An 11,722-nucleotide genomic window follows, 5' to 3' on the forward strand; every position below is an offset into this window, starting at 1 on the left:
CAATCGACTTTTCCGGCCAATACCCCTACTATTCACCGCTAGATATATACCCAAGTGGCTTTAAAAACGATTGAAACCACTTCGCTATGTAACCAAGCAACGCGCACTGCGCAAAGTGAATGAAAACTTTATGATTACCTTCTCTGATATTCAGTTACTGCGTGGCGGTAAACCTCTTTTAGATCAAGCTTCAGCGACTATCCATCCTGGCGATAAAGTCGGCCTTGTGGGCAAAAACGGCTGCGGTAAATCAACGCTATTTGCATTGCTGAAAGATGAACTGTCGATTGATGCAGGCTCATTTAGCCAACCTCAACATTGGGAGTTGGCCTGGGTCGCACAGGAAACGCCTGCGCTAGAGCGCACTGCACTGGAATACGTCATTGATGGTGATCGCGAGTACCGAGCGCTCGAAAAGCAGTTGGCTGAAGCGGAATCACAAGACAACGGCACCTTGGTTGCCGAGATCCACGGTAAAATTGAAACCATCGGCGGTTATAGCATTCGCGCTCGCGCGGCAGAATTGCTCGACGGTTTAGGTTTCAGCCAAGAGCAAATGAGTTGGAGTTTGACTCAATTCTCAGGTGGTTGGCGTATGCGCCTTAACTTAGCTCAAGCGCTATTGTGCCGTTCTGACTTATTGCTACTCGATGAGCCAACCAACCACTTGGACTTAGACGCGGTGATGTGGCTTGAACGTTGGCTACAAAACTACCCAGGCACACTGATCCTGATCTCGCACGACCGTGACTTCCTTGACCCCATTGTTGGCCGTATTATTCACATCGAAAACCAACAATTGAACGAATACACGGGTAACTATTCGTCGTTCGAAAACCAACGAGCGCAAAAAATGGTGCTGCAGCAAGCGATGTTCGAGAAGCAACAGAAACAGATGTCGCACATGCAAAGCTACATCGACCGTTTCCGTTATAAAGCTTCTAAAGCACGCCAGGCTCAAAGCCGTATTAAAGCTTTGGAGCGCATGGAGAAAGTGTTACCCGCTCAATTCGATAACCCATTTAGCTTCCAATTCCGTGAGCCCGCGGCGCTGCCAAACCCAATCATGATGATGGATGAAGTATCGGCAGGCTACGGTGACAACCTGATCTTAGAGAAGATCCGCTTGAACTTGGTTCCTGGCAGTCGCATTGGTCTGCTCGGCCGTAATGGCGCGGGTAAATCGACCTTAATCAAATTACTCTCTGGTGAGCTTAACGCGCAAGGTGGCGATCTGACCTACTCACAAGGCGTAAAAATAGGTTACTTTGCTCAGCATCAATTAGAAACGCTGCACCCAGAGGAAACGCCGCTGCAACACATGATGCAGATCGCGCCGGATCAAACCGAACAACAGCTACGTGATTACCTGGGCAGCTTTGGCTTCCAAGGCGACAAAGCACTGGAGAAAGTCGCGCCGTTTTCGGGTGGTGAAAAAGCCCGTTTAGTGCTGGCCTTAATTGTGTGGCAAAAGCCAAACCTGTTGCTACTTGATGAACCAACCAACCACTTGGATTTGGACATGCGTCAGGCATTGACGATGGCCCTGCAAACGTTCGAAGGTGCAATGGTGATTGTTTCGCACGACCGTTACCTATTGCGTGCTACAACCGATGACTTGTACTTGGTGCACGATCGTCAAGTTGCGCCGTTCGATGGTGACTTAAACGACTACTACAAGTGGTTAACCGAGCAACAAAGAGCGGAACGCAAAGAAGCACAAGCCGCACAGCCAGCCAAAGATAGCGCCAACAGCGCGGCAGCGAAAAAAGAGCAGAAACGTCGCGATGCAGAATTTCGTAAGCAGACGGCGCCAATTCGCAAAACGCTGACACAATTAGAAAATAAAATGGATAAGTTAGGTGCTGCACTGGCCGAAGCTGAAGAACAATTGGCAGATAACTCACTGTATGAAGCCGAAAATAAAGCTAAACTTAACCAAGTGCTGGCTCTTCAAGCTTCTAGTAAGGCAGAGCTCGAAGAAATTGAAATGGAATGGATGTCTGCTCAGGAAGAACTGGAGCAGATGGAGCTAGAGTTTAATCAATGAGTAATCAACACGCTGAATACACACTCACCCTAGAACACCTTTGGCAGTTCAGTCTGCAATTTTATGGTGTGCGAGAAGTGAAAGAAGCGTGTTTATCATTACAGAACAATTATCACGGCAACGTGAACCTACTCCTGCTGCTCAGATGGCTCGATGAGCAGCAACTCATTTTCCAAGAAAAAGACTGGCCTCTGGTGCAAAGCTGTCTGGGCCGAAGCGAAACCTTACTGCACTCTTTTCGCGACTTACGTCGCCATCTTAAGTCTCAAGTCAATGACGCTTTATATCGTGAAACCTTGCAGTTTGAGCTGCAACTAGAAAAGCAGCAACAAGCGGATTTGGTGAACTGCATTAACTCGCTCACGCTGGTCAAAAATGATGGCGCCCCACTCACGCTGAGATACTGTCGTCAACTTGGTGGTGAGCATTTGCAACAGGCCTTTGCTATTCCGGTGCCAAACATTCACCCACCAAAACGCCCATAAATCTGTAGAATACCTATAATCTTTATAAAGGATTATATTAATAAGTTCTTCAACTGACACCGAAGAACCGCATAAGAGCAGTTAGGTATGACACAATTTTTCGCAGCCGCCGGGATCAAAAACCCGCATCTTCAAACGCTTTTACCGCGTTTTATTCGCAAAAAAGCGTTGTTTACGCCGATTTGGCAAACCCTCGATACATCCGATGGAGACTTTCTCGATCTCGCATGGAGCGAGGACCCAACCCAAGAACCTGCGCAAAAAAAGCCGATTTTTGTTTTATTTCATGGACTAGAAGGCTGCTTCTATAGCCCTTACGCCAATGGCCTAATGAATGCATTTGCTCAATCCGGATGGCTGTCGGTGATGATGCATTTCCGCGGTTGTAGCGGTAAGCCAAACAAGAAAGCTCGCGCCTATCATTCTGGTGAAGTGACTGACGCCCGCCACTTCTTAGAGCACCTTGAGCAACGCTTTCCTGATAACCCCAAAGTTGCGGTTGGCATTTCTCTTGGCGGTAACATGTTGGCGAATTATTTAGCCCAATACAAAGACCACCCCATTTTGAATGCGGCGACCATTATCTCAGCACCTTTAGACTTAGCAGCGTGTGCGAACCGTATTGAACAAGGCTTTTCGAAAGTGTATCGCCGTTACCTGCTCTCTTCGCTCAAACGCAACGCGTTGCAAAAACATCACTTGTTGCATGGCGAGCTCGCTTTGTCCTACAACTCAATAAAACGTGTCACACGATTGTATGAATTCGATGATTTGATCACGGCACCACTGCACGGTTTTAAAGACGCACAAGATTATTACGATCAATGTTCTGGCTTAAGTAAATTACAACAGATCACGCTACCGACACTGATCATTCACGCCAAAGACGATCCATTCATGACCGACGATGTGATCCCGAAATTTGTTCTGCCAGATAATATTGATTACCGTCTCTTTGAGCACGGTGGGCATGTTGGTTTCCTTACAGGTTCAGCGCTCAAGCCGAAATTTTGGTTGGAAGAAGCGCTGCCAGCGTATTACGAAAGTATTGCCGCAGATTACCTTTCTGCTGTATCCAAGCAGCGAAAGCAGTAAACTAGCCGCTCATCATAAAAGTTCGAGGTATTTATGATCATTCCATGGCAAGACATTGCGCCAGAAACATTGGAAAACTTAATTCGTGAATTCGTCTTACGTGAAGGCACGGATTACGGAACCGTCGAGATTTCTTTGCAAGACAAAGTGGATCAAGTAAAAACTCAATTAGAAAAAGGCGAAGCGGTTATCGTGTTCTCTGAACTGCACGAAACCGTCGATATTCAGGTAAAAACAAAATTTTAGACCCTTCACATTTTACCGTACCCCACTCAATGACAAGGCATTGTTACGTGCTATAGTGGGTTATCGACCGTGCAGTAGCAGCCTACTGCACATTACAGGTAAGTAATTTTCGACAAGGTTTGTCATGTCAGCTAAACACCCAATTATTGCGGTTACTGGTTCATCCGGTGCCGGCACGACCACTACATCTGAAGCCTTCCGTAAGATGTTCAATATGATGAACGTTAAACCCGCATGGGTTGAAGGCGACAGCTTCCATCGCTTTACTCGCCCTGAAATGGATATAGAAATCCGTAAAGCGCGCGAGCAAGGTCGACACATTAGCTACTTTGGCCCTCAAGCTAATGACTTTCCAGGATTGGAAGAGTTTTTCCGTAAATATGGTCACGATGGCGCAGGCAGCGTACGTCGCTACCTACACACCTTTGACGAGGCCGTACCTTATAATCAAATGCCTGGAACCTTCACACCGTGGCAGGACTTACCGGAGAACAGTGACGTTCTCTTCTATGAAGGCTTGCACGGCGGTGTTGTGGATGGCGATGTTAATGTTGCGCAGCATGTGGATTTCTTGATTGGTATGGTACCAATCGTAAACTTAGAGTGGATCCAAAAGTTTGTGCGTGATACTCGTGACCGCGGTCATTCACGAGAAGCAGTAATGGATTCTATCGTGCGCTCGATGGACGATTATCTTAACTACATCACTCCGCAATTTTCTCGCACTCATATTAACTTTCAGCGCGTCCCAACGGTCGATACCTCTAACCCACTTAACGCGAAAGGTATCCCAAGCCTAGATGAGAGCTTTGTCGTAATTCGCTTGCGTGGGATAAAGAAAGTCGACTTCCCATATCTCCTAGCTATGATTGATGGCTCATTCATGTCACGCCACAACACGATTGTCGTGCCAGGCGGTAAGATGAGCTTTGCAATGGAGCTCATAGTTCGGCCTATCCTACAACAGCTCATCGAAACAGGGAAAATTGGCTAAAAACCTGCCTGCGAAGATGTTTACTTTTCATACCGTGATCATGTGCACAGTTTTGCTTACAAAATCTCAATCATGGCACGATTAAAATCAAGAAATCGTTTTCGAAAAAGGATACTATTTCTTACCGAAACACAAGAGAGCTTGCAGCATATAAAAAGTGCTCTTATTCTAGTAGGCCTAATTCAGGCTTAGCTAAAATATGGATAGCGCAAGCGTACCCTGCAGAGGAAGTGAGATATTATGGTTCTAGGTAAACCTCAAACCGACCCAACATTAGAGTGGTTTCTTTCACACTGTCATATTCATAAGTACCCTTCAAAGAGCACGCTAATTCACGCGGGCGAAAAGGCAGAAACTTTGTACTACATCGTTAAAGGTTCTGTTGCGGTTCTTATCAAAGACGAAGAAGGTAAGGAGATGATCCTTTCTTACCTAAACCAAGGAGACTTTATTGGTGAACTTGGTCTATTCGAGGAAGACCAAGAGCGCACAGCTTGGGTTCGTGCTAAATCTCCTTGTGAAGTTGCTGAAATTTCTTTCAAGAAATTCCGTCAGCTTATCCAAGTAAACCCAGACATCCTAATGCGCCTTTCTGCGCAGATGGCTCGTCGTCTTCAAGTAACTAGCCAAAAAGTGGGTGACCTAGCGTTCCTAGACGTAACTGGTCGTATCGCTCAGACGCTTCTGAACCTTGCAAAACAACCAGACGCAATGACTCACCCAGACGGCATGCAAATCAAGATTACTCGTCAAGAAATCGGTCAAATCGTTGGCTGTTCTCGTGAGACAGTAGGTCGTATCTTGAAAATGTTAGAAGAGCAGAACTTAATCTCTGCGCACGGTAAAACTATCGTGGTTTACGGTACTCGTTAATCTCAAACCAGAGTGACGCGAACAAAATTATAAAAGCCACCAATGGCGACATTGGTGGCTTTTTATTTGTCTTGTAACCACATTGAGCTCAGAGCAACAAAAGACTAATGAGCAAGTTGGTTAGTCGAAAGGTTCACCCTAAAAGTTAGCCATTCGTACTTTCAAAGATTTTGTCCGCTGAAGCCGCCACAAAACCTGGGTACAGCTCACCATTTTCCATCGGGTAGCGCTTAGCAAACTCGTAAAAGCCACCAGGGATAATTTCAGTGCCTTCGCTAAAGCGAACCGCCACTTTATCCGCCATGGTCGATGATTGTTCTAGCAGCACCTCAGGAGTGCCCTTCACTTCCCCGCCGTTTTCATTAATGGTAAATCCGGCCGTACGTAAGTGATCGTTTACTTGCTTCACTTCTTCGTATTCATTGAGCTGGTTAACGCTCACCGTGAAGTGGTTTGCGCCGTAACCATGCGCAGCCAACCAAGATGCATATTCACTTTCTTTAGCCAACGTTTGGTAGTCAGCAAAGCTTAAATCCCACAAGCGTCCACCATGTAAGAATGCGCTATCGTTCAGCTTGCCTGCATCGACTTGTGCCACCAGCTTTTTCACAATCTCTTGCAGCTCAGGTGAACACTCCTCAACTTTTAGCTCACTAATAAAGACTTTAGGTTGCTTCGGATCAGGGTGCTCATAGTGTTTAGCAACCAGCTTTTTACTTTTGAAAACGTAGTCACCACATGCCTGGTAGCCAATGGCTACAAATGGTTTAGCTAAGGTTTCGATACCAAGAGGCGCAATATTGAAGGTACGTAAAGCTATATGATCATTAATCAGAGGCTCATCTTCTTGAAGCAGCTGATGTACTTTCGCAGCAGAAGGGCAAAGACGTTGAATGTAATCTTGCCATAGCGATTCAAATAACACATCGGGCGTCATAACGACTCCTTGTTACGAGATGTAGAGTTAAAAGGTAAGCGGAAGTTGACTGCTCGTTCACAACGAAAAGTTGTCCAAAATAATGAACGAGCAGCCATCAACCTGTGACGGTAAATGCCAGTCAGTCAACACGCTTTTCCGAGTCTTTGCTCACTTTCCGTGTTCTGCCAACGATCACTACAACCCATACCTAAATGATTCGCCGGCAAGGTGAGCCGCAATACATGGTTGCGACTCTGTTATTAAAACTTATAGCGCCACACCTGGGCTTAATGTTGCAGGCAAGATAGTCTCTTGACCTTCCATTGATGCCATCGGGTACGCACAGTAGTCTGCTGCGTAATAAGCGCTTGGACGTAGGTTACCTGACGCACCAGGACCACCAAATGGCGCATCACCACTTGCACCAGTGAGCTGGCGGTTACGGTTCACGATCCCTGCACGAATATGGTCAACGAAGTATTCCCATTCTTGGTCGTCAGTTGAAACTAAACCAGCAGAGAGACCAAAGCGCGTGTCGTTCGCCAGTTCTACGGCTTTTTCTAGCCCTTCGTAACGCACCACTTGCAGAAGTGGACCGAAGTACTCTTCATCTGGTAGCTCAGCAATGTTCGTTACATCAATAATGCCCGGAGAAACAAACGCCGCCTCTCCTGCTTTAGCTTCAATCAAGCTTTCACCACCAAGTGATTGAAGGTTCGCTTGTGCATCGAGAATGAACTTGGCTGCGGCAACGGAGATTTGCGGCCCCATAAATGGCGCAGGCTCTGCAAATGGTTGGTCTACGCGAATATTCTTCGTCGCTTCGACGAGCTTGGTGATAAGCGCATCGCCTTTCTCACCCAATGGCACATACAAACGACGAGCACACGTACAACGCTGCCCGGCACTGATAAACACTGACTGGATGATGGTGTACACCGTGGCATCCAAATCACCGTATTTATCAGAGATCACCATCGGGTTATTACCACCCATTTCTAGTGCTAACATTTTGCCTGGTTGACCCGCAAATTGACGGTGCAATACATGCCCTGTGTTCGCGCTGCCCGTGAACAGTACGCCATCAATGCCTTTCGCATCAGCAAGCGCAATACCGGTTTCTTTCGCACCTTGGACAAGGTTGATCACGCCTTTCGGCAGACCTGCTTCTTCCCAAAGTTTCATAGCTAGCTCGCCAGTCCAAGGCGTTTGCTCGGATGGCTTGAACACAACGGTGTTACCCGCTAGTAACGCAGGCACAATGTGACCATTTGGTAGGTGACCAGGGAAGTTATATGGCCCAAATACCGCCATCACGCCCAGTGGGCGATGACGTAACACAATTTGGTTGCCCGCCGCTTCACGGCTCGCTTCACCAGTGCGGTCATGGTAAGCACGAATAGAGATTGCAATTTTACCTGCCATTGCCGCTGCTTCAGTGCGCGTTTCCCAAATTGGCTTACCAGTTTCTTTGGCAATGACTTCGGCGATTTTTTCGCTGTTCTCTTTTACTTTCTCAGCAAAAGCCAACACGATCGCTTCACGCTCTGCAAATGGGCGTTTTTTCCAGTCAATAAACGCTTCACGCGCTGCAGATACCGCTTGATTCACCTGCTCTGCCGTTGCACCGTTGCCTTGCCAGATCACTTCTTGGTTGTAAGGTGACAGAGACGTAAATGCTTCACCCTGACCTTGTACCCATTCACCTGCAATCCAATGTGTCATTGTTTCTATCCTTAAATTCTGTCGTCTGTTACTGCGGAAGAAGGCGAACAAAATCCCCTTCCTCAACCAAAAGTGCATCCGCAACGTCTGGTGCGATCATGACGCTTTGTGTTTCAGCGTCATACGCCGCTTTGGTGACTGCTGCGCGGAAGTTTTCGAACGATGAGTTGCACATCAAGAAGTCTTGCGTACTGCTATGTTGTGCAATTTTCACTTGCGCACGGAACGAGTGACGTACCGATTCAATATTGCGTAAGTCACATTCAACGGTTGGACCCGCATCGAAAATATCCACGTAGCCACGGTTAGTGAAGCCTTCACGCTCAAGCAGCTTTAATGCTGGGCGAGTATTGTCATGCACTTGACCAATGACCGCTTGCGCTTCTGGACTCAACAGGTTGATGTAGATAGGCAGCTTCGGCATTAAGTCAGCAATAAAGCCTTTCTTGCCGATACCTGTCAGGTAATCTGCAAGCGTGAAATCGATGGAGAAGAAATGCTCTTGTAACCATTGCCAGAACGGCGAGTTGCCTGCGTCGTCTGAAACACCACGCATCTCCGCAAAGATCGTTTCAGAGAAACGCTCTGGGTGCTCAGCCATCATGAGGAAACGACACTTCGACATTAGACGACCATTCAGACCTTGGCGGAATTTCTCACGCAAGAACAAGGTACAAATTTCGCTGTTACCCGTGTAGTTATTACCAAAAGTAAGCAGTTTGACGACATTATTGACGCCAAGCTTTGGTGACGAGTGCACCACTTTACTAATGTGATACGAGTAAAATGGGACATCCCAGCCGATAGATGCTTCGATTCCGGTGGTACCCGCAACCTCACCCGTTTCAGAGTCAAAGCCGACCATCAGGTAGCCTTCATCACCTGGTTCTGCCACATCTGGCTTACCAAAGCTGTACTCTGAGTGTTTGATTCGATTGGTTAACAGTTCTTCGTTAACCGGTAGAGATGTAAATCCGTGACCAGACTCCACCGCACAAGTGTGCAGCGCGTCATAATCCGACATCGCGATAGGGCGAACTACTAGCATCAATACTCCCTCCAGATGCAAGAAGATCCTAACTATATTGTAGGAACAATTCCCCCATCAGAGATCCTTGACGGGGGTGTCTGCGTTGACGTTGAAACTGATATCGCGCTTAAACTAAAGTCGCAATCGCTTTATCCAGTTTCGCCAAGCCTTCTTCAATTTCTTGTTGTGTGATAACGAGTGATGGTGTGAAACGTACGACATTGGCACCCGCAACCAATACCATGAGACCTTGTTTGCCTGCAGCGACGAGAACATCACGTGCGCGGCCTTGCCATTCTTCATTCAGTGCAGCGCCAAGCAATAGGCCTTGACCGCGCACTTCTGAGAAGATGTTGTACTTAGCATTGATCTTCTCTAGACCTTCGCGGAACATCGCTTCGCGTTCTAGCACACCAGCCAACACTTCAGGCTTAGTAACTTCGTTCACAACTGCTTCTGCTACAGCACACGCGAGTGGGTTACCGCCGTATGTTGAACCGTGCGTACCGACTTTCATGTGCTCTGCTAATTTTGCAGTAGTCAGCATTGCACCGATTGGGAAACCACCACCGAGTGATTTCGCGGTGCTTAGAATATCAGGTGTAATACCTAAACCTTGGTAAGCGTAGAAGTTACCTGTACGACCATTACCGGTTTGCACTTCATCGAAGATCAGTAGCGCGTTGTGTTTGTCACACAGCTCACGTACTGCTTGAGCAAACTCAGGCGTTGGTGGCACGATACCGCCTTCACCTTGTAGCGGCTCCATCATCACCGCACATGTGCGATCAGACATGTGTGCCTGTAGTGCTTCGATATCATTGTAAGGTAAGTGGGTAACGTCACCAGGCTTAGGACCAAAACCGTCAGAGTAAGCCGCTTGACCACCAACCGTTACGGTGAAGAACGTACGACCGTGGAAACCTTGTTTGAATGCGATGATTTCTGATTTCTCAGCACCATGTACGTCAGCAGCGTAACGACGTGCCAGCTTAAGTGCCGCTTCGTTCGCTTCTGCGCCAGAGTTAGCAAAGAATACGCGCTCAGCAAAGCTCACTTCTGTTAGCTTTTTCGCCAGACGAAGTGCTGGTTCGTTCGTCATCACGTTACTTAAGTGCCAAAGCTTGTTAGCTTGCTCTGTTAATGCGTTTACCATTACTGGATGACAATGGCCAAGACAGCTCACTGCAATACCACCAGCAAAGTCGATATATTCATTACCTTCCTGATCCCAAACACGTGAACCTTCACCTTTAACAGGGATCATTTCCATCGGGTTATAGCAAGGTACCATTACCTCATCGAATAAACCGCGCTCTACTTTAATTTCCGTTGTCATTGCACATTCCTTCTTGATACCGCATGCGTAGCAGATAAGCGAATTTAACCGGCTCTCTTTGCCAGCAAATAATGTTTTGCATTTAAGCTATTGCGGCATTGTATTTACATTTAATTAACCATTTCAATAGTGATTTATTCTTTTCGTTCTCGAAAGCAACTTCCATTAATCACTGCTTATGACTATTTATGCATCAAGAAAGTAAAATAGAGAAGCGATTTTTTATAAATGTTATGTAATACAGGGGATAGAAGGTTTAAAAAGACATGAATAGACAAAGAGGCCAGAATGAACCGCATAGTTTTGCAATCCACTCACCTCGGCAAAAAGATGAATGATTTGTTAAGAAAAGTGATCGCGATCAGATCGCTTTACGTGCTAAAAAGTTCGCGAGCAACTCGTGACCTTGCTCTGTTTTGATCGATTCTGGGTGAAACTGCACTGCGTCAATTGGCAGAGTTTTATGTTGGTAACCCATGATTTCGTCCATACTTCCATCCGGCAGCTCAGTCCATGCGGTCAGTTCAAACACATCGGGTAACGTACCGTTTTTCACCACGAGAGAGTGATAACGGGTTACGGTGAGTGGGTTATTCAGGTTTTTAAACACACTGCGACCATTGTGACGAATAGGTGACGTTTTCCCATGCATCACTTGTCGGGCGCGCACGACTTCCCCACCAAACACTTGCGCTATCGCTTGATGACCAAGGCAAACACCCAATATTGGAAGCTTACCAGCGAAGTATTCGATAGCTTGTAGAGAGATACCTGCCTCGTTTGGCGTACACGGTCCAGGTGAGATCACCAAGTGAGTTGGGTTCAACGCTTCAATCCCTTGAATGTCGATTTCATCGTTACGCACGACTTTTACACTAGCGCCAAGCTCGCAAAAGTATTGGTAGAGGTTGTAAGTGAAAGAATCGTAGTTATCGATGATCAACAACATAGAGTGTCAGCTGCTCC

The 11,722-nt window shown here is 46.9% G+C and carries 11 protein-coding genes; 6 read left to right on the forward strand and 5 right to left on the reverse strand.

Annotation, left to right across the window (positions count from 1 at the left end; translation table 11 throughout):
• Positions 1-130 precede the first annotated feature (130 nt).
• The 6 genes from D8S93_RS22750 (at position 131) to crp (ending at position 5,743) form a co-directional block, all read left to right on the forward strand.
• Entirely contained in the window at positions 131-2,050 is a 1,920-nt protein-coding gene (locus tag D8S93_RS22750) for an ABC transporter ATP-binding protein (RefSeq protein ID WP_053807775.1), read from the forward strand.
• Complete coding sequence (locus D8S93_RS22755) at positions 2,047-2,535, forward strand: TIGR02444 family protein (protein ID WP_005397673.1); 489 nt, start codon at positions 2,047-2,049, stop codon at positions 2,533-2,535. Before D8S93_RS22750 ends, D8S93_RS22755 begins: the two co-directional genes overlap by 4 nt.
• 87 nt (positions 2,536-2,622) lie before the next feature.
• Positions 2,623-3,630, forward strand: a complete 1,008-nt coding sequence (locus tag D8S93_RS22760; RefSeq protein WP_046874535.1) for a hydrolase — start codon at positions 2,623-2,625, stop codon at positions 3,628-3,630.
• A gap of 33 nt (positions 3,631-3,663) precedes the next feature.
• Positions 3,664-3,876, forward strand: a complete 213-nt coding sequence (locus D8S93_RS22765; RefSeq protein WP_048626696.1) for a YheU family protein — start codon at positions 3,664-3,666, stop codon at positions 3,874-3,876.
• 124 nt (positions 3,877-4,000) lie between these two features.
• On the forward strand, positions 4,001-4,870 hold the full coding sequence (locus D8S93_RS22770) for a phosphoribulokinase (protein WP_005397679.1): 870 nt from the start codon (positions 4,001-4,003) through the stop codon (positions 4,868-4,870).
• Between the two features lie 240 nt (positions 4,871-5,110).
• The gene (gene crp, locus D8S93_RS22775) at positions 5,111-5,743 is read left to right on the forward strand and encodes a cAMP-activated global transcriptional regulator CRP (RefSeq protein WP_005381432.1); all 633 of its coding nucleotides are present in this window, start codon (positions 5,111-5,113) and stop codon (positions 5,741-5,743) included.
• A gap of 145 nt (positions 5,744-5,888) precedes the next feature.
• On the opposite strand, the gene D8S93_RS22780 is transcribed toward crp, so the two are convergent.
• The 5 genes from D8S93_RS22780 to D8S93_RS22800 all read right to left on the reverse strand — a co-directional run bounded on the left by D8S93_RS22780 (position 5,889) and on the right by D8S93_RS22800 (position 11,705).
• Positions 5,889-6,680 (reverse strand): DUF1338 domain-containing protein, encoded by a 792-nt coding sequence (locus D8S93_RS22780; protein ID WP_152815676.1) that lies wholly within the window; start codon positions 6,678-6,680, stop codon positions 5,889-5,891.
• Between the two features lie 249 nt (positions 6,681-6,929).
• Positions 6,930-8,387 carry a succinylglutamate-semialdehyde dehydrogenase gene (astD, locus tag D8S93_RS22785; RefSeq protein WP_152815679.1) on the reverse strand — a complete coding sequence of 486 codons (1,458 nt, stop codon included), beginning with the start codon at positions 8,385-8,387 and terminating at the stop codon, positions 6,930-6,932.
• A gap of 28 nt (positions 8,388-8,415) precedes the next feature.
• Positions 8,416-9,435, reverse strand: coding sequence for an arginine N-succinyltransferase (gene astA / locus D8S93_RS22790; protein WP_005397686.1), 1,020 nt, complete (start codon positions 9,433-9,435; stop codon positions 8,416-8,418).
• Between the two features lie 109 nt (positions 9,436-9,544).
• Positions 9,545-10,756: an aspartate aminotransferase family protein gene (locus D8S93_RS22795; RefSeq protein ID WP_005397689.1), complete on the reverse strand. Its 1,212-nt coding sequence runs from the start codon at positions 10,754-10,756 to the stop codon at positions 9,545-9,547.
• A gap of 361 nt (positions 10,757-11,117) precedes the next feature.
• A complete protein-coding gene (locus D8S93_RS22800; RefSeq protein WP_005397690.1) occupies positions 11,118-11,705 on the reverse strand; it encodes an aminodeoxychorismate/anthranilate synthase component II in 588 nt (195 codons plus the stop codon).
• Positions 11,706-11,722 lie beyond the last annotated feature (17 nt).

This window comes from Vibrio sp. VGrn 2, from assembly GCF_009361695.1.
In the GTDB taxonomy this organism is placed as follows: Bacteria; Pseudomonadota; Gammaproteobacteria; order Enterobacterales; family Vibrionaceae; genus Vibrio; species Vibrio diabolicus.